General features: G+C 73.4%; 21 protein-coding genes and 2 pseudogenes. 10 read left to right on the top strand and 13 right to left on the bottom strand.

Translation table 11 applies throughout. The annotated features are described in order from the left end of the window. Window positions 1-14: 14 nt before the first annotated feature. A complete protein-coding gene (gene sthA, locus ACL02O_RS05095) occupies window positions 15-1,418 on the bottom strand; it encodes a Si-specific NAD(P)(+) transhydrogenase (RefSeq protein WP_412816770.1) in 1,404 nt (467 codons plus the stop codon). A gap of 59 nt (window positions 1,419-1,477) precedes the next feature. On the opposite strand from sthA, the gene ACL02O_RS05090 reads away from it, so the two are divergent. Beyond that, a complete protein-coding gene (locus ACL02O_RS05090) occupies window positions 1,478-1,900 on the top strand; it encodes an acyl-CoA thioesterase (RefSeq protein ID WP_412816769.1) in 423 nt (140 codons plus the stop codon). A gap of 15 nt (window positions 1,901-1,915) precedes the next feature. Here the strand turns inward: ACL02O_RS05090 and ACL02O_RS05085 are convergent, their stop codons facing one another. Together ACL02O_RS05085 and ACL02O_RS05080 are read right to left on the bottom strand one after the other, a co-directional pair. Continuing rightward, window positions 1,916-2,383 (bottom strand): hypothetical protein, encoded by a 468-nt coding sequence (locus ACL02O_RS05085; protein ID WP_412816768.1) that lies wholly within the window; start codon window positions 2,381-2,383, stop codon window positions 1,916-1,918. A gap of 91 nt (window positions 2,384-2,474) precedes the next feature. Further along, window positions 2,475-2,675, bottom strand: a pseudogene (locus tag ACL02O_RS05080) (DNA-binding response regulator); the annotation flags it as partial. On the opposite strand from ACL02O_RS05080, the gene ACL02O_RS05075 reads away from it, so the two are divergent. Continuing rightward, window positions 2,676-2,963, top strand: a complete 288-nt coding sequence (locus ACL02O_RS05075) for a DUF1905 domain-containing protein (protein ID WP_412816767.1) — start codon at window positions 2,676-2,678, stop codon at window positions 2,961-2,963. Between the two features lie 37 nt (window positions 2,964-3,000). Here the strand turns inward: ACL02O_RS05075 and ACL02O_RS05070 are convergent, their stop codons facing one another. From ACL02O_RS05070 to ACL02O_RS05060, 3 genes are all read right to left on the bottom strand, one after another. Further along, window positions 3,001-3,861, bottom strand: coding sequence for an SAM-dependent methyltransferase (locus ACL02O_RS05070; protein ID WP_412816766.1), 861 nt, complete (start codon window positions 3,859-3,861; stop codon window positions 3,001-3,003). Between the two features lie 75 nt (window positions 3,862-3,936). Further along, window positions 3,937-5,565, bottom strand: a complete 1,629-nt coding sequence (locus ACL02O_RS05065) for an isovaleryl-CoA dehydrogenase (RefSeq protein WP_412816765.1) — start codon at window positions 5,563-5,565, stop codon at window positions 3,937-3,939. Beyond that, window positions 5,562-6,137, bottom strand: a complete 576-nt coding sequence (locus ACL02O_RS05060) for a TetR/AcrR family transcriptional regulator (RefSeq protein ID WP_412816764.1) — start codon at window positions 6,135-6,137, stop codon at window positions 5,562-5,564. Before ACL02O_RS05060 ends, ACL02O_RS05065 begins: the two co-directional genes overlap by 4 nt. Before the next feature lie 269 nt (window positions 6,138-6,406). Here ACL02O_RS05060 and ACL02O_RS05055 point away from each other — a divergent pair, with 269 nt between their 5' ends. From ACL02O_RS05055 to ACL02O_RS05040, 4 genes are all read left to right on the top strand, one after another. Next, window positions 6,407-7,225: a basic amino acid ABC transporter substrate-binding protein gene (locus ACL02O_RS05055; protein ID WP_412816763.1), complete on the top strand. Its 819-nt coding sequence runs from the start codon at window positions 6,407-6,409 to the stop codon at window positions 7,223-7,225. 81 nt (window positions 7,226-7,306) lie between these two features. Further along, complete coding sequence (locus tag ACL02O_RS05050; protein ID WP_412816762.1) at window positions 7,307-8,101, top strand: amino acid ABC transporter permease; 795 nt, start codon at window positions 7,307-7,309, stop codon at window positions 8,099-8,101. A gap of 5 nt (window positions 8,102-8,106) precedes the next feature. Then, a complete protein-coding gene (locus ACL02O_RS05045; RefSeq protein ID WP_412816761.1) occupies window positions 8,107-8,946 on the top strand; it encodes an amino acid ABC transporter ATP-binding protein in 840 nt (279 codons plus the stop codon). 105 nt (window positions 8,947-9,051) lie between these two features. After that, on the top strand, window positions 9,052-10,668 hold the full coding sequence (locus ACL02O_RS05040) for an FAD-dependent monooxygenase (protein ID WP_412816760.1): 1,617 nt from the start codon (window positions 9,052-9,054) through the stop codon (window positions 10,666-10,668). Window positions 10,669-10,705: 37 nt separating this feature from the next. Here the strand turns inward: ACL02O_RS05040 and ACL02O_RS05035 are convergent, their stop codons facing one another. The 3 genes from ACL02O_RS05035 to ACL02O_RS05025 form a co-directional block, all read right to left on the bottom strand. After that, window positions 10,706-12,949: a hypothetical protein gene (locus ACL02O_RS05035; RefSeq protein ID WP_412816759.1), complete on the bottom strand. Its 2,244-nt coding sequence runs from the start codon at window positions 12,947-12,949 to the stop codon at window positions 10,706-10,708. 108 nt (window positions 12,950-13,057) lie between these two features. After that, window positions 13,058-13,954, bottom strand: a complete 897-nt coding sequence (locus tag ACL02O_RS05030) for a universal stress protein (protein ID WP_412816758.1) — start codon at window positions 13,952-13,954, stop codon at window positions 13,058-13,060. Beyond that, window positions 13,951-16,653 (bottom strand): cation-translocating P-type ATPase, encoded by a 2,703-nt coding sequence (locus ACL02O_RS05025; protein WP_412816757.1) that lies wholly within the window; start codon window positions 16,651-16,653, stop codon window positions 13,951-13,953. Before ACL02O_RS05025 ends, ACL02O_RS05030 begins: the two co-directional genes overlap by 4 nt. Window positions 16,654-16,979: 326 nt before the next feature. Between ACL02O_RS05025 and ACL02O_RS05020 the strand changes: the two genes are divergently transcribed. Continuing rightward, window positions 16,980-17,744, top strand: coding sequence for an alpha/beta hydrolase family protein (locus ACL02O_RS05020; RefSeq protein ID WP_412816756.1), 765 nt, complete (start codon window positions 16,980-16,982; stop codon window positions 17,742-17,744). A 78-nt stretch (window positions 17,745-17,822) separates the two neighbouring features. Here the strand turns inward: ACL02O_RS05020 and ACL02O_RS05015 are convergent. Then, a pseudogene (locus tag ACL02O_RS05015) lies at window positions 17,823-17,937 on the bottom strand (IS5/IS1182 family transposase); the annotation flags it as partial. A gap of 74 nt (window positions 17,938-18,011) precedes the next feature. On the opposite strand from ACL02O_RS05015, the gene ACL02O_RS05010 reads away from it, so the two are divergent. Further along, window positions 18,012-18,758: a hypothetical protein gene (locus ACL02O_RS05010; RefSeq protein WP_412816755.1), complete on the top strand. Its 747-nt coding sequence runs from the start codon at window positions 18,012-18,014 to the stop codon at window positions 18,756-18,758. Here the strand turns inward: ACL02O_RS05010 and ACL02O_RS05005 are convergent. Together ACL02O_RS05005 and ACL02O_RS05000 are read right to left on the bottom strand one after the other, a co-directional pair. Next, window positions 18,739-19,986: an ROK family protein gene (locus tag ACL02O_RS05005; protein WP_412816754.1), complete on the bottom strand. Its 1,248-nt coding sequence runs from the start codon at window positions 19,984-19,986 to the stop codon at window positions 18,739-18,741. The genes ACL02O_RS05010 and ACL02O_RS05005 overlap by 20 nt on opposite strands. A gap of 68 nt (window positions 19,987-20,054) precedes the next feature. Further along, complete coding sequence (locus tag ACL02O_RS05000) at window positions 20,055-20,867, bottom strand: helix-turn-helix domain-containing protein (RefSeq protein ID WP_412816753.1); 813 nt, start codon at window positions 20,865-20,867, stop codon at window positions 20,055-20,057. 133 nt (window positions 20,868-21,000) lie between these two features. Between ACL02O_RS05000 and ACL02O_RS04995 the strand changes: the two genes are divergently transcribed. Beyond that, window positions 21,001-21,918 (top strand): SDR family NAD(P)-dependent oxidoreductase, encoded by a 918-nt coding sequence (locus tag ACL02O_RS04995; RefSeq protein WP_412816752.1) that lies wholly within the window; start codon window positions 21,001-21,003, stop codon window positions 21,916-21,918. 35 nt (window positions 21,919-21,953) lie between these two features. Here the strand turns inward: ACL02O_RS04995 and ACL02O_RS04990 are convergent, their stop codons facing one another. Continuing rightward, complete coding sequence (locus ACL02O_RS04990) at window positions 21,954-22,919, bottom strand: SDR family NAD(P)-dependent oxidoreductase (RefSeq protein ID WP_412816751.1); 966 nt, start codon at window positions 22,917-22,919, stop codon at window positions 21,954-21,956. 84 nt (window positions 22,920-23,003) lie between these two features. Here ACL02O_RS04990 and ACL02O_RS04985 point away from each other — a divergent pair, with 84 nt between their 5' ends. Next, window positions 23,004-23,909 (top strand): AraC family transcriptional regulator, encoded by a 906-nt coding sequence (locus ACL02O_RS04985; protein ID WP_412816750.1) that lies wholly within the window; start codon window positions 23,004-23,006, stop codon window positions 23,907-23,909. Window positions 23,910-23,930: the final 21 nt, after the last annotated feature.

The raw sequence follows: 23,930 nt of genomic DNA, 5'->3' as shown, positions 1-23,930 counted from the left end.
GCGCGGCTTTCGGGTCAGCCGTCGATCCGGGTGATGTTGCGGATCTTGTTGGAGGCGTCCAGGGCGGCCACCTTGTACGCCTCCGCCAGGGTCGGGTAGTTGAACACCGTGTCGACCAGGTAGTCGACGGTGCCACCGCAGCCCATCACCGTCTGCCCGATGTGGACGATCTCGGTGGCGCCGGTGCCGAACACGTGCACGCCGAGCAGCCGGCCGTCGTCCGGCGAGACGAGCAGTTTCAGCATGCCGTAGGAGTCGCCCACGATCTGGCCGCGGGCCAGTTCGCGGTAGCGCGCGATGCCGACCTCGAACGGTGTCGAGCTGTTGGTCAACTCCTCCTCGGTCCTCCCGACGAAGCTGATCTCCGGGATGGTGTAGATGCCGATCGGCTGCAGTTCGGGCAGTTCGCGGACGGGCTCGCCGCAGGCGTGCTGCGCGGCGAGCCGGCCCTGCTCCATCGAGGTGGACGCCAGCGCCGGGAAGCCGATCACGTCGCCGACGGCGTAGATGTTGTCCACGGCGGTGCGGTAGCTCGCGTCGACCGTGATCCGGCCGCGCCTGTCCGCCGTCAGCCCGGCCGCGTCCAGCGCCAGGTCGTCGGTCTGGCCCTGGCGGCCGGCCGAGTACATGACCGTGTCCGCGACGATCTTCTTGCCGCTCTTCAGGATGCACAGCGCGGCGGTCTGGTGCTTCTCCACCGCCGCGACCTCTTCGCCGAAGCGGAACGTCACCGACAGGTCGCGCAGGTGGTACTTGAGCGACTCGACGACCTCCTCGTCGCAGAAGTCGAGCATCCGGTCGCGGCGTTCCACCACGGTCACCTTGGTGCCGAGCGCGGCGAACATGGAGGCGTACTCCATGCCGATCACGCCGGCGCCCACCACGACCATGCTGCGGGGCACGGCCTGCAGGTTGATGACGCCGTCCGAGTCCACGATCGTCCGGTCGTCGAAGTCGACGCTGTCCGGACGGGCCGGGCGGGTGCCGGCGGCGATGATGATCTTGTCAAAGGTGACCTTGGACTCGCGCCCGGAGCCACCGTCGACCCAGACCGCGTGCGCGTCCGCGAACCGTCCGGTGCCGGTGATCATCGCGACCCGGTTACGCGCCAGCTGGTTGCGGATGACATCGGTCTGCCGGCTGATCACGTGCTGGGTCCGCGCGGCCAGGTCGCTGACCGTGATCTCCTCCTTGACCCGGTAGCTGCTGCCGTACAGGTCCCGCTGGCTCAGGCCGGTCAGGTAGAGCACCGCCTCGCGCAGGGTCTTGGACGGGACGGTGCCGGTGTTGATGCACACCCCGCCGATCATGTCGCGCCGGTCCACGATGCCAACCCGCCTGCCGAGCTTGGCCGCGGCGATCGCGGCCTTCTGACCGCTGGGCCCCGAGCCCAGCACCAACAGGTCGTAGTCATACACAGTCCACAGCGTCGCAAGATGTCGCGGCCCGCGCCAGGGCCGCCGCTAGGCTGCCCGGCATGGGAGATCCGTTCCGGGTACGTGTCACGGTCCGCGGCTACGAGCTCGACACCCAGGGCCACCTGAACCAGGCCGTGTACCTCCAGTACAGCGAGCACGCCCGCTGGGAGTGCCTGCGCGCCGCCGGCATCTCGCAGGACCGGCTCATCGGCAGCGGCGTGGGACCGGTCGCCCTGGAGGTCACCGTCCGGTACCTGCGGGAGCTGCGCGGTGGCGACGAGGTGGACGTGACCTGCGAGTTCCGCTGGGGTGACGGCAAGACCTTCCAGATCGTGCAGGACCTCACCCGGCCCGACGGCACCCAGGTCGCCACGGTGACCGGGGTGGGCGGCCTGCTCGACCTGTCCGCCCGCCGGTTGGTGCCCGACCCGCGCGAGCGGTTCCGGGAACTGGCGACCGACCCCGCGCCGCTGAACCTCTGACCGGCGACCCTGCCCTCAGCCGAGGCGCAGGGTCACCACCGTGCTCTTGAGTTCCTGTTCGGTGAACTGGCGGGGGTCCTGGCCCGCGACCATGAGCAGGTAGGTGTCCTGGCCGGCCGGGACCCCCCGCACGGCGAACCAGAACCGGCACGTGCCGTCGGTGAGCGTCCGCCCGTCGGTCAGCCGCCCGCCGGCCATTGCCGCGCCGGTGGTGAGGAGCACCGGGGTGCCGTCCTTGATGTCGGCGTGGCCGCCCGTGCCGGCGCAGCCGCCGTGGTCGTCGGGGATGAAGGACGTGCCGCCGTCGAGCACCACCGCGCCGGTGACCACGAAGTTCTCCGCCGGCGGCCGGCTCGGCGCGGCGGCGGGGTGCGCGTGCCGGGCCCCCAGAAAGGAGGTGACGGCGAGCCCGAACCCGGCGGCGGCGCCCGCCCACATCCAGACGTTGCGCCGTTGGGTCGGGGCCGGGTACGACGGCTGCATGCGGGATTCCTCGCCGGGTCGGGTCCGCCGGTGGCCGGCGGGACGGTCAAGGCATCCTGGTCGAAGATCGTTTATCTCCGCAACCCCGTTCTCAGGGTGCCGCGGGGCGGGCCCCCAGGTAGGTGAGGACCGCCAGCACCCGTCGGTTGGTGTGGTCGCGGGGCGGCGGGTCCAGTTCGGTCAGGATGTCGCCGGCGTGCTTGCCGGCGGTCGCCTCGGTGACGTGCAGCCGCGCCGCGATCGCGCCGTTGGAGCGCCGCTCGGCGAGCAGCGCGACTCCTATCCTGGACCGATGAACATGGAGTTCACCGGCGAGATGTGGTTCTGGCGGGGGCCCGCGCCGTGGCACTTCGTCACCGTTCCCGACGAGCAGTGCGGTGAACTGGAGGCGGCCGCCGCGCTGGTGACCTACGGCTGGGGCATGATCCCGGTGACGGCACGGATCGGCGGCACCGGCTGGGCGACGTCGCTGTGGCCGAAGGACGGCCGCTACATCGTGCCGGTGAAGGCGTCGGTGCGGAAGGCCGAAGGGCTGGAGGTCGGCGACCCGGTCACGGTCCGCCTGACCGTCGACGCCTGACCCGTAGCTCAGGTCGGTGGCGCCAGTTTCCGCCGGATCAGGGCTTGCGGGCCACCGCCGCGTACATGGACGCCTGCGCCGCCGGCCGGCGCTGCTCGGGCGCGTCGTCCGGTCGCCACTCGGTGACCGGGCTGATGCCCGGCTCGACCAGTTCGAGGCCGGCGAAGAACGCGGCGAACTGGTCCCTGCTGCGGAACGCCATGTCGATCATGCTGCTGGTGGTGACCGGCGCCGCGGTCGCCGCGATGTCGCGGGGGACGAGGTCCGTGGTGGCGTGGGAGATCACCAGGAAGCTGCCCGACGGGAGCGCCTCGACCAGCCGGCGGGTGATCGCGTACGGGTCGTCGGCGTCGGTGAGGAAGTGCAGGACCGCCACCAGCATCAACCCGACCGGCCGGTCGAAGTCGATCGTGGCCCGCACCTCGGGGTGGGCGAGGATCTTCTCCGGCTCGCGCAGGTCCGCGTCGACGTAGGCGGTGGCCCCCTCCGGCGTGCTGCTGAGCAGGGCGCGTGCGTGCGCGAGCACGATCGGGTCGTTGTCGACGTACGCGATCCGCGCTTCGGGGGCGATGCCCTGGGCGACCTCGTGCAGGTTCGGGCTGGTGGGGATGCCGGTGCCGATGTCCAGGAACTGCCGGATCCCGGCCGTGCCGGCCAGGTGGCGGGTGGCCCGGTGCAGGAACCGCCGGTTCTCGATCACCGTGGTCCGGATCGCCGGGTACGCCTCGGCGACGGCGTCCCCGGAGCGGCGGTCGACCGCGAAGTTGTCCTTGCCGCCGAGCCAGTAGTCGTAGCGGCGGGCCGGGTGCGGCACGGACGGGTCGATCCGCGACGACGGCTGCTCGGGCACGGGGCGTACGCCTGACGTCGTGTCGGCCACCGCGACCTCCCTGTCCATAGTGGGCGTTGTCCGCCGATCGTAGCGGCCGGGACCGTCGTGGTGGGGTCGGGCGGAGGCCCCCGGTGCTGCGGGTCAGTCCACCTTGGGGGTGGCGCGGGAGATGATCGTGGCGAAGTCGATGCCGCTGGGCAGGGTGCCGAACGCCTGGCCGTGGTCGCCGCCGAGGCGGGAGGCGCAGAAGGCGTCGGCGACGGCGGGGTGCCCGTGCCGGACCAGTAGCGATCCCTGCAGGACCAGGGCGAGCCGTTCGACGACGCGGCGGGCCCGCAGTTCGAGGTCGTCGTGGTCGGACAGGTCGGCCTGCACCTGGCGCAGCGCGGCGTCGAGCCGGGCGTCGGCGCCGGCGGCGGCGGTCACCTCGACCCGGAACGCCTCCATGACCTGGGACTCCCGGGTGAGGGCGCGCAGCACGTCCAGCGCGGCGACGTTGCCGGAGCCCTCCCAGATCGAGTTCAGGGGGGATTCGCGGAACAGCCGGGGCATGCCTGACTCCTCGACGTAGCCGTTGCCGCCCAGGCATTCGAGGGCCTCGGCGGCGTGCGCCGGCCAGCGCTTGCAGACCCAGTACTTGCCGACGGCGAGGGCGAGCCGCTTGAAGGCGGTTTCGTCGGCGTCGCCGCGCGCGGACCGGTCGGTCGCTCCGGCGAGGCGCATCATGAGGACGGTGGCGGCCTCGGACTCGACCGCGAGGTCGGCGAGCACGTTGCGCATCAGCGGCTGGTCGACCAGGTAGCGGCCGAAGGTCTGCCGGTGGGTGGCGTGGTGGGCGGCGGTGATCACCCCTTGGCGCATGCCGGCCGCCGCGCCGATGACGCAGTCGAGGCGGGTCAGGTTGACCATGTCGATGATGGTGCGTACGCCTCGGCCCTCGTCGCCGACGCGCCAGGCGGTCGCGTGCTCGTACTCGATCTCCGCCGAGGCGTTGGACCGGTTGCCGAGCTTGTCCTTGAGGCGCATCAGGCGCATCGGGTTGCGCGTGCCGTCCGGCAGGATCCGCGGGACGAGGAAGCAGGTGAGCCCGCCGGGCGCCTGGGCGAGGGTGAGGAAGATGTCGCACATCGGCGCGGAGGTGAACCACTTGTGCCCGACGAGCCGGTAGCTGCCGTCCGGCTCGGGGTGGGCGGTGGTGGTGTTCGCGCGTACGTCCGAGCCGCCTTGTTTCTCCGTCATGGACATGCCGGCCAGCAGCCCCTGCTTGCCCAGCGGCGCGCGCAGGCCGAAGTCGTACGCCGTCGCGGTGAGCAGCGGTTCGTACCGTCCGGACAGTTCCGGGCTGTGCCGCAGCGCCGGCACGGCCGCGTAGGTCATCGAGATCGGGCAGCCGTGGCCGGCGTCGGGGCGCCAGGTGTAGAACTTGGCCGCCCGGGCCACGTGCGCGCCCGGCCGGTCGTCGGCCCAGGGCGCGGCGTGCAGGCCGTGGGTGACCGCGGTGCGCATCAGTTCGTGCCAGGCCGGGTGGAACTCCACCTCGTCGATCCGGTGGCCGTAGCGGTCGTGGGTGCGCAGCACCGGCGGGTGTTCGTTGGCCAGCCGCCCGTACTCGATCGCCTGCTCGGTGCCGCCGAGGCGGCCGAGCTCGTGCAGTTCGGCGGCGGCCCAGCCGGCGCCCTCGCGGTCGAGTCCGTCGAGCAGTGCCGGGTCGTCCGCCGCGTCGTAGCCGGCCAGCGGGGGTACCTGGTTGAGGACCTGGTGTGTCGTCACGGCGTTACTCCCAGCGCGCGGTGGATGAAGGTGACCAGGTTGGGGATGGTGTCCGGACCGGCGACGCCGGCGGCCAGCGGACCGACCATGGCCTCGGCCAGGGCGCCGACCAGCGCGGTCGCGGTCAGGTCCGGGTCCTGCGGGGGTAGTTCGCCGCGCGCCACCCCCGCCGCGACGTGGCCGGCGATCAGTTCGGCGTAGGCCCGGCGGAAGACCAGCCGCTCGGCGTCGACGGCCGGGTCGACCGGTTCGGCGAGCAGTGCGTACGCCAGCCGCGGGGACTGCAGGGCGCGGCCGGAGAACGTCTCGACGACGGCTGACATCTGCTCGGCGACGGTGGCCCGCAGCGCCGCGGCCCGCGCGACGGCGTCCACCTCGCGCTGCGAGGCGGTGCGGAACACCTCGGCGAACAGGTCGGACTTGGTGGGGAAGTGGCGGTAGACGCTGCCGGTTGCCACGCCGGCCCGTTCGGCCACCGCGGCGACGGAACATCCGGCGTAGCCGTGCCCGGCCATGATCTCCAGCGCGGCGGTGATGATCCGCTGCCGGGAGGCGCTCAGCCGAGCTCTCACCCGCTCGGTGCTCCGGTAGGCCACGCAAGAAGTGAACCACCGTTCAATCCTTGCTGGCAAGGTGGCGATCGCTTAATCCGGACATGCGCCTTGCGCGAGGCTATGAGGCAAATGCCGGCTTTGCCTGAGCGGAAACGGTCACATCTTGGACGCGGAGCCCAGTCGTGATCTTGGTGCGACTCCTCGGATCGGGTAGCGTCGCCTGTCACACCGTCTTTGCACCAGCCCTGGCTGCCCGTCATACCGGGGTCGAACGGAGGGACACAGCCGTGAAGTTCCAGAGCGCCGCCCGCAAGGCTGGCCTCGTCGTGGCGATCGCCGCCCTCGCGGTGAGCGCCGGATGCGCCAAGAAGGAGAACGGCGAGGTCCAGGCGAACGGGGTCAAGCTCGTCGAGAAGGGCAAGTTGACCGTCTGCACCCACCTGCCCTACGCGCCGTTCCAGTCCAAGGACGCCAACGGCAAGGTGATCGGTTTCGACGTGGACGTCATGGACCTGGTCGCCAAGGACCTGGGCGTCGAGCAGAAGATCGTCGACACGCCGTTCGAGGGGATCAAGTCCGGCCAGGACCTGAACACCGGCAAGTGCGACGCGGCCGCCGCCGGCATGACCATCACCGAAGAACGGCAGAAGGTGATGGACTTCTCCGACCCGTACTTCGACGCGACCCAGGCCATGCTGGTCAAGACCGGCAAGACCTACAAGTCGCTCGACGACCTCAAGGGCAAGAAGGTCGGCGTCCAGGCCGCGACCACCGGCCGCGACTACGCCAAGAAGTTCGAGCAGGAGAAGGGGCTGCAGCTCGTCGAGTTCGAGGACCTCGCCGCCGAGCAGCAGGCCCTGGCCAACGGCCAGATCGAGGCCGCGATCAACGACCTGCCGGTCTGGACCGAGTACATCAAGGAGCACCAGGGCGGGTTCGAGGTGGCCGCCGAGTTCGACACCGGCGAGCAGTACGGCTTCTCGGTGAAGAAGGACGCCAACCCGGAGCTGCTCAAGAAGATCAACGACGTGCTGGCCAAGGCCAAGCAGGACGGCACGTACGACACGATCTACGAGAAGTGGATCGGCAAGAAGCCGAACGCCTGACCCACCCTCTCGGTCGGAGGGCGCGCCCCAGCGGCGCGCCCTCCGCGTCGGTAACCCCCGCACAGTCAGGAGCGTCGAACCGTGAAGCTGCGACGCCGCCAGCGCGAGCGGCTGTCCCTCTGGCTCCAGTACCTGGCCTTCGTCGCCGTCATCGCCGTGGTGGCCCTCGCCGCGGACTGGGGCCGGCTGAGGGAAGCGTTCTTCCGCGTCGACATCATCGAGTCGATGTTCCCGACGGTCATCACCGTCGCGCTGCGCAACACGATCCTCTACACCCTCGGCGCGTTCGCCTTCGGCCTGGTGTTCGGCACCGTTCTCGCGCTGATGCGACTGTCCCGGGTGGCCCCGTACCGCTGGGTGGCGACCGGGTACATCGAGCTGTTCCGGGGGCTGCCCGCGCTGCTGGTGCTCTTCCTCGTCGGGTACGGCATCCCCATCGCGTTTCCAGAGCGGGAGATTCCGGGCGGAGTGTTCGGGTCGATCACGATCGGTCTCGGCCTGACCGCCGCGGCGTACATGGCCGAGACCATCCGGGCCGGCATCCAGGCCGTGCCGAAGGGACAGATGGAGGCGGCGCGCACCCTCGGCATGTCGCACTTCACCGCGATGCGCACCATCGTCATCCCGCAGGCGTTCCGGATCGTGATCCCGCCGCTGACCAACGAGCTGATCCTGCTCACCAAGGACTCGTCGCTGGCGTACGTGCTCGGCGTGACGGCGCAGACCATCGAGGTCACCAAGTTCGGCCGCGACACGCTGAACGACCGGGTCAACGCCACCCCGCTGCTGGTGGCCGGCCTCACCTACCTGATCATCACCCTGCCCCTGTCCCAGGTGGTACGACGCCTCGAACTCCGCTACGCCAAGGCTCGGTGACCCACATGACGACCAACCAACCCCGTCCCGCCGTCGAGATCCGCGACCTGCACAAGTCCTTCGGGTCGCTCGAAGTGCTCAAGGGCATCGACTTCGAGGTCGGTCACGGCGAGGTGGTGTGCGTCATCGGACCGTCCGGGTCCGGCAAGTCGACGCTGCTGCGCTGCGTCAACCTCCTGGAGGAGCCGACCGCCGGCAAGATCTGGGTCGGCGGGACCGAGATGACCGACCCCGATGTCGAGATCGACGCGGTGCGCCGCGGCATCGGCATGGTCTTCCAGTCGTTCAACCTCTTCCCGCACCTGACCGTGCTGAAAAACCTCACCATCGCCCAGCGCCGGGTGCTGCGGCGCGGTCGCGCCGAGGCCGAACGGGTCGCGCGGCACAACCTGGAGCGGGTCGGCCTGACCGACAAGGCCGGCGCGTTCCCGGCCCAGCTCTCCGGCGGCCAGCAGCAGCGCGTCGCGATCGCCCGCTCGCTGTCGATGGACCCCAAGCTGATGCTCTTCGACGAGCCGACCTCCGCGCTCGACCCCGAACTGGTCGGCGACGTGCTCACCGTGATGCGCGAGCTGGCCGAGGACGGCATGACGATGATGGTGGTGACCCACGAGATGGCGTTCGCCCGCGACGTCGCCGACCGGGTCGTCTTCATGGACGGCGGCGTGGTGGTCGAGCAGGGGCCGCCGCAGGAGGTGCTCGGCGCGCCGCGGCACGAGCGGACCCGCTCCTTCCTCTCCCGGGTCCTCGACCCGACCCACGTCGCCCAGCTCGGTCAGCCCGGCCAGGCCGCCGAGCCGGCCACCCCGCCGAGCCTGCCGGCCGACGACCGTCACGACGCCTGACAGCCGCACCCGCGAGCCGGGCGGTCCCGCTGCCGTGTCGCGTCGTGGACGGCTCACCGTCGGTGCCACCATGAGGGGTGACACCGACGAGTCGGGGGAGCCGGGATGGCCGATCATCAGGAAGCAGCTCCGCCCGGCACGGTCGGGCTCGATGTCCTGGTGGTCGGAGCGGGGCCGACCGGACTGACGCTGGCCGCCCAACTGGCGGCCCTCGGGGTACGGGTCCGCCTGATCGACCGCGCCGCGGACCGGGTCCACGAGTCCCGAGCGCTGGCGATCCAGCCCCGCACGCTGGAGGTGCTCGCCGGTCTCGGCGCGACGGGCGAGCTGGTGGCCGCCGGCAACACCGCGGTCCGGCTGTGCCTGCACGCGCGGGGCCGGGCACGCTCGGTGCCGCTGTTCGACCTCGGTCTCAAGGACACCGCGTACCCGTATCTGCTGCTCCTGTCGCAGGCCGAGACCGAGCGGATCCTGGGTGAGCACGTGGCCGCAGCCGGCGCCCGGGTGGAGCGCGGCGTCGAGCTGGCCGGACTGGACCGGAGCGGTGACGGCGTACGGGCCACCCTGCGCCACGCGGACGGCCGGACGGAGCCGGTACCGGCCCGGTACGTGGTGGGCTGCGACGGCGCGCACAGCACCGTCCGGCGCCTCGCCGGGATCGAGTTCGCCGGCGGCGCGTACCCGCAGACGTTCGTCCTGGCCGACCTCGACGCCGACGGCATCGAGCCGGGCATGGCGCACGCGTTCCTGTCGGAGCGCGGGATGCTGTTCTTCTTCCCCCTCGGCCACCCGGCCGGCTGGCGGCTGCTGGTCATGCGGCCGCCCACCGACGTGGTCCCGCCGGACGCTCCGGTGACGCTGGCGGAGGTCCAGGCGTTCGCCGACGCCTACACCCGCGGAACCGTACGGCTGCGCCGGCCGGTCTGGATGACCAACTTCCGGCTGCACCACCGCGCCGCGACCCGCTACCGCAGCGGGCCGATCTTCCTGGCCGGCGACGCCGCCCACATCCATAGCCCGGCCGGCGCGCAGGGCATGAACACCGGCATCCAGGACGCCGTCAACCTGGGCTGGAAGATCGCGCAGACGGTGCGCGGCGGGGCCGACCCGAGCCTGCTGGACACCTACGAGACGGAACGGGCGCCGGTGGGTCGGCTGGTGCTGCGTTTCACCGACCGGGCGTTCAACGTCGCCACCTCCACGAACCCCGTCGTCCGGTTCATGCGTACCCGGATCGCCCCCGCCCTCATCCCGCTCGTGCTGGCGCCCCGGTTCGTCCGCTCCACCGCCTTCCGCACCGTCTCCCAGCTCGGCATCACCTACCGCGACAGCCCGCTGTCGGCGGAGGGACCACGCGCGCCGGCCACCGGCCCCCGCGCCGGCGACCGGCTGCCCGACGCCCCGCTCCCGGACGGCGGCACACTCCACGGGCTGACGGCCGCGCCGAGGTGGCACCTGCTGCTGTGCGGGCCGCCCGCAGCATGGTCGAGCGCCGGGACCGCGGCGTTGACCCGGCGGTACGCCGGCCGGCTCGACGTGCACCGGCTGTCCGAACCCGACGCCACGCAGGTGTCGGCCGCGCGGCTGTGGCGACGCCTCGGGCTCACCGCCGGCGTCGGTGGCCTGTATCTGATCCGCCCCGACGGTCACATCGGCTACCGGGCCGGTGGCGCGGAGCTGACCGGAGTGCTGACCTATCTGGAACGCTGGCTGCACGGGTAGGGGCGGCTCGGGCGGGACCGAGCTCCGCGCCGGCGCGTCAGCTGTTCGGTGACGTCGTGCCCCGTAACCGGTCGGCGAGCTCGCGGACGGCGTCGGCGAAGCGCGGGTCGGTCTCGCCGGGCCAGTGCCCGACGATCGGGGGCGGCACCGTGTCGCTGGGCGCAGCCACCACGCCCGGCGGGTCCGGCAGCCGCCGGTCGACCGACGCCGGCGGCCCGGTGACGGTGGCCGGCTCGCCCGGCCGGTGCGGCGAGAAGATCCAGCCGCCGATCGGGTCGGTGTCCCGCCACAGGTTGATCCACCGCCAGCCGACCCGCTGTCCCACCTCGCGGAGCACCTCGTCGTGGACGTACGCGGGGAACCACCGCGCGTACAGCCGGCGCATGGGGGAGCCGTACGTCAGCAGGGCCACCCGGTCGACGGTGTGCGCCGGTAGTTGCAGCACCGCCGCGGTGAGCAGCACCGAGCCGTGGCTGTGCCCGGTCAGCAGCACCGCCCGGCCCTGCCCGGTGAGGTAGGCGATCCGGCGGCTGAGCTCCGGCACGGCCCGTTCGGCGTAGCAGGGGGGCGCGAACGGGTGCGCGGCGCGGGGCCAGAAGGTGCCCACGTCCCACAGCACGCCGACGTAGCGGCGGAACTCCGGGGTCCGGTACGCGAAGAGCCCGCCGACGATCAGACCGACGACGACGGCGGCGATGGCGTAACTGCCGGCGCCGAGGGCGAAGTTGACCAGATCCGCCGGGATCGGTGTCCAGCGGTCGATCAGGTCGCCGGGATACTGCCGGACCATCCCCAGCGTGCTGGTGGCCATGCCGAGTCCGGCGAGCGAGGCGTAGATGAGGGCCAGCGGGGTCAGCCGTTCGGTGAACCGGGCCCGGGCGATCACCTTCTGCACCTGCCGCAGCCGGGGTCCGGACCCGGGCGGCGCATCGGGGAAGTCGCGGGCGAGGATCTCCGCCGCCGCGCGTCGGCGGGCCGGTCCGGACAGCACCGCCACCGTCGCCGCGGCCACCGAGGCGACCGCGACCGCGAGGAAGAAGCCGAAGATCGCCCACTTGTAGGCCAGCGGTGGGCTGCTGGCCAGCCGCTCGGCGGTCGGCGCGTTGCGGTCCAGGAGGTCCGCCACCCGGTACACGAGTTCGGCGGAGAAGGCGACCGCCAGCCCGGTGGCGACCGCGCCGATCACCGGGGCGCCGAGCGCCCGTAGCCGGGAGCCGCCCCGGGCCCTGCCCCGCGCCCAGAGCACCGCCAGCCCGAGCACGACCAGCAGGGCGGTCTGCGTCAGGAAGAGCGCGCCGACGATCCTGCCGTACCCGGGCAGGCTCGTTACGGCGGGCCACGAGGCCGGGTCGACGGCGACCGCGACCAGCACCACGACGGTGAGCAGGCCCGTCCCGGCCCGCAGGCGAAGAAGGCTCCGGTCGATGGCCGGGCTCCGCTCCGTCCGGTCGATCACCGGGTGCGCACAGACCAGCGCGACACAGGCGGCGAGGACGACCCCGGTGAGCACGGCCAGGGCCACGGCCCAGGCGCCTGCCGCGCCTCCCGCGGTTCGCGCGCTGAGCAACACGCCGTCCAGGGTGGCCAGCGCGGCGGCGACGTGGATCGCACGCAGCCGCGCGACCAGCGGTGCGGCGTCCCACTGGCCCACCGCCGTGAGCTGGTGCACGCTGGCCATCGTCGACGGGCCGCGGAACTCCGCCAACGGCCACCCCGGCCGGGTGCCGAGCCGCCAGACCAACGCGATCGCGGCGGTCGGCACGAGCGCCAGCAGTGCCAGCCGCATCCCGACCGGGCGCCCACCCAGCCAGGACAGCCAACTCCGCCCGGACAGGCACCGGGAGACCGCCATGCACTTCCAGGCGACCAGGTCCAGCGCCACCCCGGCCACGGCGACCACGTACAACGCGGTGAGGGTCAGCGCGAGCAGCCGGCACAGGCCCTTCACGGTGACGCCCGGCAACCCGAAGCCGCCCGGGCGCATCCAGATCGCCATGTTGCAGAGCATGAACGGCAGCAGGAACACCAGCGACAGCGTGCGCATGGCCGTCCCGGACGGCAGGTCCCGCCACCGGTACGCCTCCAGCGTCACCCCACCCGCGCCGGTGGTGTCCGGATAGCCGGGACGCGTGCGGTAGAAGCCGCCGCTACGGTCCCCGGCGACCTGCCGGACGTTCGGCCGGTCCAGCACCTGCTCCGCCCCGGCGCCCGAGACGCCGTGCACCCGCAGCTCGACGACCTCCTTCGGCGGCCGCTCCGACCGGGCTGGCGCGTCCGACATCAATCCCCCGAGTTGTGGTGACACCGGTGCCGTCGACCGGCATGTCCGGTCGCACGGCGCGGCGGTCTACCCGTTCCGCGCCCGATCACACGCCGGTCGCGGACGGGCTCAGGACCGTGAGGCGGTTCGCGGGTGCCGCACGATGACCACCGGGGAGTGCGCGTGGTGCAGCACGGCATGGCTGACCGAACCGAGCAGCAGCCCGGCGAGGGCCCCTCGGCCGTGCGCGCCGACGACCACGAGCTGGGCGGCCTTCGACTCCTCGACCAGGGCTCCGGCCGCGGAGCCGCGCACCAACCGGTGCTGGACCGACACGTCGGGGTACCGCTCGGCGAAGCCGGCGACGGACTCGGCGAGAACTCGTTCCTCCTCCGCCGCGAGCGCGTCCAGGTCGTAGACGAGCGGCAGCATGTCGCCCGGGGCGACCGGCGTCGGGTGGAGCCAGGCGTGCACCGCGACCAGCGCGGCGCCGCGCCAGGCCGCCTCGTCGAAGGCAAACCCGACCGCCTCGGTGGAGCACTCGGAGCCGTCCACGCCGACCACCACCGGACCGTCCGCGTGCGGCTCGCCCCGCACGACCAGCACCGGGCACTGCGCGCGGGCGGACACCTGTACGGTGACCGATCCGATCAGCAGGCCGGCGAAGCCGCCGAGCCCCCGGTTGCCGAGCACCAGCAGCGCGGCGTCGCGGGCCTCGTCGAGCAGCACCGGGACCGGCGCACCGTCGACCACCGCGCCGGTGACCGGTACGTCCGGCGCCACCTTGCCGGCCTCGGCCACCGCCTCGGCGACGTACCGCTCGGCCTGGTGACGCAGGCCGCCAGTGGGCGGGCCGCTCGGGTCCGGGCCGACCGGTACGCCCATCAGCGGCCAGATGAACGCGTGCACGATCCGCAGCGGCCGCCGCCGCAGCGCCGCGCTCCGGGCGGCGCTGCGGACCGCGTCCAACGCGATCGCCGAACCGTCGACGCCCACCAGGACCGGGGCCCCGCTGTCGCTGGTCATGCCACCTCACCCCCACTGGTTGTGGCTTTCCTGGTATCCATCCTGGCCTCCTTGCCACCGGTGGCGGGCGCGGTCGCCCCACCGGGGCCGCCCGACGTCGACCGTCCCGAGGCGCCGGCCGTCCCGTTGCGGGTCAGCCGCAGCACCAGTGCGGGCAGCGTGCTCACCACGGCGCAGGCCAGCAGCTCCGCCACGCCCAGCGGCCGGGTACCGAGCAGGCCCCGCAGCGGCGGCAGCAGCACACCGGCCAACTGCAGCAGCGCTGAGACCGCCACCGCGGCCAGCAGGGCGCCGTTGCGGTGCCGCGCGCCGCGCGTGCGGGGCGCCCGTACCGCGAGCGCGACGCCGAGCTGTGCCAGGCCCAGCACCACGAACACCACCGACTGCCAGGGGCGGTCCCACCGGGCGGCGAGCAGCCCTGCGCCGAGCACCACGGCCGCGATCAGTCCACCGGTGAGCAGCACGTCGCGGCCGAGCCCCGCGCCGAGCACCGATTCCTGCGGGGAACGGGGCGCGCGGCGCAGGATGCCGGGCTCCGCCGGCTCCGCGCCCAGGGCCACCCCCGGCACCCCGTGGGTGAGCAGGTTGACCCAGAGAATCTGCGCCGGCAGCAGCGGCACAGCCAGCCCGAACAGCGGGCCGAGCAGCATCACCGCGATCTCGGCGACCCCGCCGGACAGGGCGTAGCGCAGGAACCTGCGGATGTTGGCGTAGATCCGGCGACCCTCACCGATCGCCGTCGCCACCGTGGACAGGTCGTCGTCGACCAGCACCAGGTCGGCGGCCTGCCGGGCCACCTCGGTGCCGCCGCCCATGGCCACTCCGATGTCGGCCCGGCGCAGCGCCGGGGCGTCGTTGACGCCGTCGCCGGTCATCGCCACCACGTGCCCCTGGGACTGCAACCCGGCGATGATGTCGAGCTTCTGCTCCGGCTGCGTACGGGCGTACACCCGGGTCCGCGGGTGCGCCCGCGCCAGGTCGCCGTCGTCACCGCAGGCCAGCGGGTCACCCTCGCGCCAGAGGCCGAGCTGCCCGCCGATCGCGGCGGCGGTCGCCGGATGGTCGCCGGTGATCAGCAGCAGGCGTACGCCGGCCGCGTCGAAGCTGCCGGCGATGTCGGTGGCGCCGGCGCGCAGCGGGTCACCGACCGCCACCAGCCCCGCAGGGTGCAGCCCGGTCGGCCGGGCCGGGTCGGCCGGCGGGGCGTCCACGACGGCGGAGGCGACCGCGAGCACCCGCAGGCCCGCACCGGCCAGCCGGCGCGCGGCGGCGGTCAGCTCGGCGATCTCCACCGTGGTGGCGTCGACCAGCGGCGCGGTCAGGACGCTCTCCGGCGCCCCCTTGCAGGCCACCAGGTACCGGCCGTCGCACGCCCGGTGCACGGTGGTCATCCGGCGCAGGTCCTGGTCGAACGGGTGCTCGGCGATCCGCGGCCAGGCGGCTCGGGTGCGCTCCGGGTCCAGCCCGCAGCGGGCGGCGAACGCGACCAGCGCCGCCTCGAGCGGGTCGCCGACGGCGGCCCAGTCCGGCCGTTGCGCGGTGGGCGGGCCCAGCGTCGCGTCGTTGCACAGCAGCCCGGCCCGCGCCAGCCGGCGCAGTTCGTCCGGGACGGTCACCGGTCGCCCGCGGTGGTGCACCGCGCCGTCCGGCGCGTACCCCCGGCCGGTGACCCCGTACCGGGACCCGTCCCGGGTGACGGCGTGCTGCACCGCCATCCGGCCCTCGGTGAGCGTCCCGGTCTTGTCGGAGGCGATCACCGTGACCGAGCCGAGGGTCTCCACGGCGTGCAGCCGGCGGGGGATCGCCCGCGCCCCCGCCATCCGCCGGGCGCCGAGCGCGAGGGCGAGGGTGACCACGGCCGGTAGCGACTCGGGCACCGCCGCGACCACCAGGCTCACCGCGGTGACCGCCATGTCCACCACCGGCCGGCCGCCGAGCACGCCGATGATGAACACCAGACCGGACAGCACCACCGCCGCGAAGCCGAGGACGCGGCCGAGGGAGGCCAGCCGGCGTTGCAGCGGGGTGGCGGCGGGTCGGGTGGCGGAGACCAGAGCGGTGATCCGGCCCAGCGCGCTCGCTGCGCCGGTACGCGCGACCGTGCCGGTGGCCCGGCCGGTGGTGACCACCGTGCCCGCGCTGACCTCGTCGCCGACACCCTGCGCGACCGGCACCGACTCGCCGGTCAGCGCCGACTCGTCGAGGTGCAGCCGGGCGGCGTCGGCGAGCAGCAGATCGGCGGGAACCACGTCGCCGGCCTCGACCCGGACCAGGTCACCCCGGACCAGCTCCGCAGCGGGCAGGATGAGATCCCGGCCGTCGCGGACCGCCCGCGCGGTCGGCGCGGCGAGCCGGTCCAACGCGGCGATCGCCCGGTCCGCCCGAACCTCCTGCACCACCCCGATCGCGGTGTTGACCAGCACCACCAGCACGATCACCGCGGTGTCCGGGTAGTCCCGCAGCGCCGTGGTGACCACCGCGGCGGCCAGCAGCAGTGCGACGAGGGGGTCGGTGAGCTGGCGCAGGATCCGGGTGGCCAGGTGCCGGCGGGGCGGCGTGGTCGCGCTGTTCGGCCCGTCGACGCTCAGCCGGGCCGCCGCCTCGGCCGAGCTGAGGCCGGTCACGGTCCTCGGCTCGGCGCGACGATCGGTGGGCGTGGGGATGACCTTGGCCGCACCGGTCGCCGGCTGTCCCGCCATCGCGCTCCACCCTCCCCGGGACGCGCCGCCGCAGCATGCCCTCACCTTCACGTTCGTTCATCCAGCCCGGGCCCGCCAGTGAAGATCGGCTCTGCCGACCGGGACCTAGGGCCTGTCTGGAGTCGTGATCACGTGGCCGGGAAAAGCCTTGGAGGGATGAGCATCGGGCTAGTAGCGTGCGGCTCAACGTGACACCGCCCGAGGAGGTGAGACCCATGAACGCTGTACCGACGTGGGTGCTCCCCCTTCCCGTCACGGCCGTGCGACTGACGTAGACGTCGCCGGGAGCGCCTCAACAACAAGGCACTCCCGAAAGGCAACACCCTATGCACTCTGTGCAGTTCAGCGCCGAGTCGTCGTCGAACGGCATGATCGAACGCGACTTCACCGTGGGCGAGGTCCCCGGCGTCCTCTGGTCCCCGGCCTCCGGCGCCGAGTGGGCACCCCTGGTGCTGATGGGGCACGGTGGCGGCAACCACAAGAAGCACCCGGCCATGGCGGGCCGCGCCCACCTCCTCGTGACCGGCTGCGGCTTCCACGTCGCCGTCATCGACGCACCCGGCCACGGGGACCGGCCGCGCACGGCATACGACGAGCAGGAAATCGCCGAGCTGTACCGGGCGAGGGCGGCGGGCGAGCCGGAAGGCCCGATCGTCGTCCGCTACAACGCCCACCTGGCGGAGCTCGCCGTGCCCGAGTGGCAGGCGGCCCTGGACGCCCTCCAGGAACTTCCGGAGATCGGCACCGACGGGCCGGTCGGCTACTTCGGCATCAACATGGGCACCGCAATCGGGGTACCGCTCGTGGCGAGCGAACCCAGGATCACGGCCGCGGTCTTCGGCCAGCACTGGCCCGATGTCCTGGCCGAGCACGCGAAGCAGATCACCATCCCGATCGAGTTCGATCTCCAGTGGGACGACGAGCACATCCCGCGCGAGGCCGGTCTCGCCCTGTTCGACGCCTTCGCCTCGAAGGAGAAGACGTTGCACGCCAACGCGGGCAGACACAAGGAACTGCCCAGGTTCGAGGCCGACAGCGCGGTCCGGTTCTTCGCCCGGCACCTCGGCCGAGCGGCCAACTCGCCGGCCTGACGTGCACGGTGGTGGCGTCCGGCATGCCAGCCGGACGCCGCTACCGCGGGCCCGGGTTGAGGCTGCGCATCCAGATGGGGATCCGCGTAGCTGGAGCCCCGCCATGTAGCTCGCGGGCGTCTTGTCGTAGCGGGTGGCCAGGCCCCGCCATGCCCGGATCTTGCTGATGCAGCGCGCTCACCGTGTTGCGGCCCGGCCACACCCGCCGCCCTCTCCAGGTCATGTCCGAGGGCGTTGATCGGCGGCCGGACCGGGTACGCGGGGCGAATGGCCGAGCTGCTCGAGGACGGTGACATCTACTTCCTCTACCGTCCCCGCGTCGAGGAGGAGCACGTCGATTCCCTGGCCGAGGTCCAGCGGCTGCTGGTGGTGCTGCACCCCTGGCACGGGCGGCATCTGCGGCTGCTCGTGGTCGGGCGCAAGCGGCTGCCCGACATCGGGGAGCACGACCGCTTCTGGGCGTTCGTCGACGCGGTGGTGGACCGGCCGGAGCAGTTGCACAAGGCCCTGCAGGCGCGCCGGTACCGGACCCGGACGCGCGGCGGGCGGGAGCAGCCGCCGGCCCGGCCCGCGGCGGAGGGGGCATACGTGATCGCCCGGCACGACGACCACACCCACCTCGCGTACGAGCTCGAACTGCCGCCGCGTCCCGGCGAGGCGCAGCGCGAGCTCGCCATCGAGCCGGAGGCGAGCTACATCGTCACCGTGAAGAACCCCCGGGCGCCCTCCCCGCCCGGCGTCGGTCTCGGCGCGGCCCGGAAGGCCGCACTGCCCGCCGCGTTGCAGGAGAAGTTCCACGGGCGCCGTTTCGCCCCGCTCGATCCGCCCGCCTTCCTCGACCACCCGGGAACCGAGCTGGTGCTCATCGGCGCCGCCCACGACGCCTCCGCGGAGCTGCGGATCGACCTGGACGCGGAGGTCGAGCAGGCGGCGCGAAGCACGATCTTCGGGGACCTGCGGATCGGGCGCCGGGATCGCCCGGTCGCCCCGCTGTTCACGGGGGAGTGGGCCTGAGTCGACGCTCAGGGCCACCGGCCGCGGTGACGGGTGGCGCCGCCGCGCGGGTGAGCACGCCCAGCGGGTCGGCCATCAGCGCGGAGAAGCCCAGTTCGGCGGCGCCGACCAGGGTGGCGTCGTCGCCGAGCACGGAGGTGCGTAGCCGTACCCGCTCCTTGGCGACCGGCAGGACGTTGGCGGCGATGCGGGCGCGCACCGGTTCGGCCATGCCAGGGTACGTGTCGCGCAGCATCCCGCCGAAGATCACGATGCCCGGGTTGAAGAGGTTGATCAGGTTCGCCACGCCGATGCCCAGCCAGTCGCCGATGCGGCGCAGCGCGTCGCGGGCGACCGGCTCGCCGCGGTCGGCGTCGGTCACCACGTCACGCAGGGCGTCGCGGCCGGTCAGCCCGGCGGGTCGTCGGGCGGCGTCGAGCAGGGCGCGCTCGCCGACCTCCGCCTCCAGGCAGCCGCGCGAGCCGCACCCGCAGGGCCGACCGTCGTTGGGGTTCACCAGCATGTGCCCCAGCTCGCAGCCGTATCCGCCGTCGCCGTTGAGCAGTTTCCCGCCGACGATGATCCCGCCGCCCACACCGACGTCGCCGTGCAGGTAGATCAGGTTCTGGAAGCCGACGCCCGCGCCGCGCTGCTGCTCGGCCTGCGCCCCGAGGTGGGCCTCGTTGCCCACCGACACCGGCAGGCCGAGTCCCAGCCGGTGGCCGAGTTCGGCGCCGAACGCCTGGTCCACCCAGCCCAGTTCCGGTCCGTAGCGGACCATGCCGTCGCCGGGCCGGATCATTCCGCAGTACGACGCGCCGACCCCGACGCACACGGAGTCGGGCGGTGCCGCGTCGTGCAGCCGGCGGCCGAACTCGGCGAGCACCCTGGCCACCCGGTCGAGGTCGGCGCCGGCCCGCGGGCGCGGTGCCTGCCGGCGGTCGAGGATGGCGCCACCGAGGCCGACCCGGGCGGCGACCAGCCAGTCCACGGCGACGTCGAACGCCAGCACGTACGCCCGGGCGGCGTCGGGCCGGACCACGAGCGACGGCCGGCCCGCGCGGCCGGTGTCGGCCGGCATCTTTTCGTGGACCAGGCCCGCGGCGGTGAGTTCCCCGGTCAGCGCCATGACGGTGCTGCGGTTCACGCCCATCCGCTCCGCCAGCACGGCGCGGGAGACCGAACCGCCCAGGTGGACGTGTCGGAGCAGCCGGCCGAGATTGCGCCGACGGATCTCCTCCTGCACCACCCCACCACCTCCGCGCGTCGTCCGGTGTCGCGCTTGTGGATCCAATTATCCCGATGCGCGGGATGGCTTCAGGGGACCGGGCGGGTCAGCTCCCGGAGGGCCCGGGCGGACGGGCTGTCCGGGTCGGCGTGGTACACCACCAGGGTCTGGCTGGTGCCGCTGATCAGCAGCTTTTCGTACCGGAGTCGGAGTTCTCCGACGCGCGGGTGCCGCAGGGTCCGCACGCCACCGCCGGTGCGGGCCGCGACGTCGTAGCGCGCCCAGAGCCGCCGGAACCGGTCGCTGCCCGACGACAACTCCTCGACCAGCGCGGCCAACCGCGGGTCGTCCGGGTCGACGCCGACGAGGGTGCGCAGGCCGGCCACCGCGTTCGCGGCGATCGCTTCGGTGACCGGGTAGGCGTGCAGGGCGGCCGGATCGAGGAAGACGGCGCGCAGTACGTTCACCCCTTCGGTGAAGACCGGGGAGAGCGCGTTGGCCGCCGCGTTGGCGTACAGCACGTCGGCGTACCGGCCGTGCACGAACGCCGGCGTGGCGGTCCAGGAGGCGACGAGCTGCCGGATGCCGACCGGCACCCGCTCGGGGCGCTGAGGCGGCCGGGGTGGCGCGGAGCGGGCGAGCCGGTGCAGGTGCGCGGCGGCGTCGTCGTCCAGCCGCAGGGCCCGGGCCAGCGCGTCGAGGACCTGCGCCGAGGGATGCCGGTCGCGGCCCTGCTCCAGCCGGAGGTAGTAGTCGGCGCTGATCCCGGCGAGCAGCGCCACCTCCTCGCGGCGCAGCCCGGGGACTCGGCGTCGCCCGTGCGGCGGGAGCCCCACGTCCGCCGGACCGACCAGCTCGCGACGGGCGCGCAGGTAGTCGCCGAGCGGTCCGGACCTGCTCATCCGCTCATCGTAGGGGCGCGTCCGCGGGGGCAGCCTGGTCCTCCCGCTACCAGGAGAACCGGGACTCCGGCTACCGCCGTCACGGCCGGGCACGGTGGTGGGGACCAACCGCACGATCGACAGATGGAGTGACATGACCGAGCTGATCACCACCCCGTTCGGCTTCGCCTCGACCGCCGCCGAGGTGCTCGCGGACGTGGACCTCACCGGCCGCCGGGCCGTGGTGACCGGCGGCGGCGCGGGCATCGGCATCGAGACCGCGCGGGCGCTCGCCGGTGCCGGCGCGGAGGTGGTGCTGGCCGTCCGCCGGGTGGAGGCCGGCGCACGGGCGGCCGCCGACATCACCGCCGCCACCGGCAACCCGCAGGTCACCGTCCGCGAGCTGGACGTGGCCGACCTGCACTCGGTACGCCGTTTCGTGGCCGGCTGGGACCAGCCGCTGCACATCCTGGTCAACAACGCCGGGATCATGGCGCTGCCGGAGCTGGCGCGCACCGCGCAGGGCTGGGAACTGCAGTTCGCCACCAACTACCTGGGGCACTTCGCCCTGACCGTCGGGCTGCACGGCGCCCTCGCCGCCGCCCGCGGCGCCCGGGTGGTCTTGGTGGCCTCCGCCGGCCACCTCTTCTCCCCGGTGATCTTCGACGACCCGCACTACGCGTTCCGGCCGTACGATCCGGTGTCGGCGTACGCCCAGTCGAAGACCGCGGACATCCTGCTCGCCGTGGCGGTCAGCCGCCGCTGGTCGGACGACGGCATCCTGGCCAACGCGCTGAACCCGGGTGCCATCGCCACCGGTCTGCAGAAGCACACCGGCGGGCTGCGTACCCCGCCGGAGCGGCGCAAGAGCCCGCAGCAGGGGGCGGCCACCTCGGTGCTGCTCGCCGCATCGCCGCTGTTGGAGGGCGTCGGCGGCCGGTACTTCGATGACGGCGCCGAAGCGCCCGTCGTCACCGAGCGCCCGGCGGACTTCCGGGGGGTGGCCGGGTACGCGCTCGACCTGGGCCACGCCGAGCGGCTGTGGGAGGAGTCGCTGACGCTGATCGGCTGACCGCAGAGCCGGCGGCTGCCCCCCGCGCCGCCGGCTCAGCGGGACGGTAGGGTCTGCTCCGCGTACGCCCAGAGCCGGTCGGCGGCGGCGACGTCCACGGCGTGGGCGGCCACCCCGCCGGTGGCCTCGGGACCACCCGCCACCACCTCGGCCTCCTGGTTGTCGTCGAAGTACCGGCCGGTGACCCCGTCCAGCAGCGGCGACGCGGCGAGCAGCACGGAGGTCGCCGCACCCCGGGCGGGCGTCTTGAAGTACGGCTGCTCGATGCGGTTACCCGCCTCGTCCATCGCCCCGAACGCGCGCAGCGTCGCGTCGTCCATGTGGCGTTGCAGGTTGGTGGTGATGAAGCCCGGGTTGAGCGCGTTGGCGGTGATCCCGTCGCCCGCCCAACGCCGGGCGATGCCCACGGCGAGCAGGACGGATGCGGTCTTGGACCGGCCGTACGCCGCCCACGGGTCGTACGGCTGCCGCGCGAACTGCGGATCGTCGAAGTCGAACGCCTCACGCAGGTGCGCCCCGGAGCTGACCACCACCACCCGGGCGGAGCCGGCGGCGCGCAGGTTGTCGTGCAAGCCGCGGGCGAGCGCGAAGTGGCCGAGGTAGTTGGTGGCCAGTTGCAGCTCCCAGCCCGCGTCGGTGAGCTGACGGTTCGGCAGTGCCATGATCCCGGCGTTGGCGACCAGCGCGTGCAGCGGGCCCTGCCAGCCGGCGACGAAGGCCTCGACCGAGGCCAGGTCGGCCAGGTCGAGGGCGGCCGCGCGGACGCCCGCGGGGCCGGGATCGGCGAACTCGGCCACCAGGTCCGCGGCCTGTGCCGGGTCGCGCGTGGCCACGGTGACCTCGGCGCCCGCCCCGGCCAGGGCGCGGACGGTCTCCCGACCGATGCCGGAGGCGCCACCGGTGACGATCATGCGGCGTCCGGTGAGGTCGACCCCGGCCAGGATCTCGGCAGCCGTGGTCCCGGCGTGGAAGGGCGTGGTCAGGCGTGCGGTGTCTGTCATGCCACCCACGCTACGGAGCGTGGCACTGGACTGCCTGTAGTTTGACGTCCACGATTCTTTAGCAACCGTCCATCGGGAGGTGCCGTGGATCCCTTGGAGGACGTGCTCGCGCTGCTCGGCGTGACCGGTCACGTCTCCGCCGCCCTGGCGGCCGGCGGCCGGTGGTCCGTCCGGTTCCCTCCGCCCGCCGGGGTCAAGTTCAACGCCGTGCGGCGGGGCCGCTGCCTGCTGCGGGTGGACGGGGTGGCCGAGCCCGTCGAGCTGGCCGAGGGCGACTGCTACCTGCTGACCCGGCCGGCGTCGTACCTCCTCGCCGGTGACCCCGACGTGCCGCCGGAGCCGGCCGGGCCGATCTTCGCCGCTGCGGCCGACGGGGTGGCCCGTGCCGGCACCGGCGACGAGGTGTTCCTCATCGGCGGCGCGTTCACCTTCACCGGACGCGCCCGCGCCCTCCTGCTCGACGACCTCCCGCCGGTCATCCACGTGCCCGCCGCCCTCCCCGAGGCGACGGCCCTGCACCGGGCTGTGGTCGAGATCGACGCCGAGCTGCGGCAGGCCCGTCCCGGGGCGACCCTCGTCGCCGAGCACCTCGCCCTGGTCATGCTGATCCGGATCCTGCGCCTGCACCTCGACCGGGGGCGCCCCGAGGGCTGGCTGGCCGGCCTGGCGGATCCGGTGGTCGCCCCGGCGCTCCGGGCGATGCACGCGCGCCCGGCGCACCGGTGGACCGTGGCGCAGCTGGCGCGTACCGCCGCGGTGTCCCGCTCCACCCTGGCCGCGCGGTTCCGGGCGGTCGTGGGCCGGGGGCCGATGGACTATCTGACCGCCTGGCGGGTCGAGCTGGCCGCCGCTCGGATCCGGCGCGGCGGGGACACCCTCGCCGCCATCGCCCGCGACGTCGGGTACGGCTCGGAGAGCGCGCTCAGCGTCGCCTTCAAGCGCGTCACCGGCCGCACCCCGGCCGCCTACGGGCGGGGTGCGACGGGCTGACGGACCGGTCGACGGGCAGGC

Origin of the sequence: Micromonospora mangrovicola, from assembly GCF_047200535.1 — a bacterium.
GTDB lineage: Bacteria > Actinomycetota > Actinomycetes > Mycobacteriales > Micromonosporaceae > Micromonospora.
This window is presented reverse-complemented; position numbering and strand designations above follow the sequence as displayed.

What these genes read in the sequence shown, in the direction of transcription:
- ACL02O_RS05090 (WP_412816769.1), top strand. Translation starts at nt 1,478, where the DNA reads ATGGGAGATCCGTTCCGGGTACGTGTCACGGTCCGCGGCTACGAGCTC.
- ACL02O_RS05085 (WP_412816768.1), bottom strand. Translation starts at nt 2,383, where the DNA reads ATGCAGCCGTCGTACCCGGCCCCGACCCAACGGCGCAACGTCTGGATG.
- ACL02O_RS05075 (WP_412816767.1), top strand. Translation starts at nt 2,676, where the DNA reads ATGAACATGGAGTTCACCGGCGAGATGTGGTTCTGGCGGGGGCCCGCG.
- ACL02O_RS05070 (WP_412816766.1), bottom strand. Translation starts at nt 3,861, where the DNA reads ATGGACAGGGAGGTCGCGGTGGCCGACACGACGTCAGGCGTACGCCCC.
- ACL02O_RS05045 (WP_412816761.1), top strand. Translation starts at nt 8,107, where the DNA reads ATGACGACCAACCAACCCCGTCCCGCCGTCGAGATCCGCGACCTGCAC.
- ACL02O_RS05040 (WP_412816760.1), top strand. Translation starts at nt 9,052, where the DNA reads ATGGCCGATCATCAGGAAGCAGCTCCGCCCGGCACGGTCGGGCTCGAT.
- ACL02O_RS05035 (WP_412816759.1), bottom strand. Translation starts at nt 12,949, where the DNA reads ATGTCGGACGCGCCAGCCCGGTCGGAGCGGCCGCCGAAGGAGGTCGTC.
- ACL02O_RS05030 (WP_412816758.1), bottom strand. Translation starts at nt 13,954, where the DNA reads ATGACCAGCGACAGCGGGGCCCCGGTCCTGGTGGGCGTCGACGGTTCG.
- ACL02O_RS05025 (WP_412816757.1), bottom strand. Translation starts at nt 16,653, where the DNA reads ATGGCGGGACAGCCGGCGACCGGTGCGGCCAAGGTCATCCCCACGCCC.
- ACL02O_RS05020 (WP_412816756.1), top strand. Translation starts at nt 16,980, where the DNA reads ATGCACTCTGTGCAGTTCAGCGCCGAGTCGTCGTCGAACGGCATGATC.
- ACL02O_RS05010 (WP_412816755.1), top strand. Translation starts at nt 18,012, where the DNA reads ATGGCCGAGCTGCTCGAGGACGGTGACATCTACTTCCTCTACCGTCCC.
- ACL02O_RS05000 (WP_412816753.1), bottom strand. Translation starts at nt 20,867, where the DNA reads ATGAGCAGGTCCGGACCGCTCGGCGACTACCTGCGCGCCCGTCGCGAG.
- ACL02O_RS04995 (WP_412816752.1), top strand. Translation starts at nt 21,001, where the DNA reads ATGACCGAGCTGATCACCACCCCGTTCGGCTTCGCCTCGACCGCCGCC.
- ACL02O_RS04990 (WP_412816751.1), bottom strand. Translation starts at nt 22,919, where the DNA reads ATGACAGACACCGCACGCCTGACCACGCCCTTCCACGCCGGGACCACG.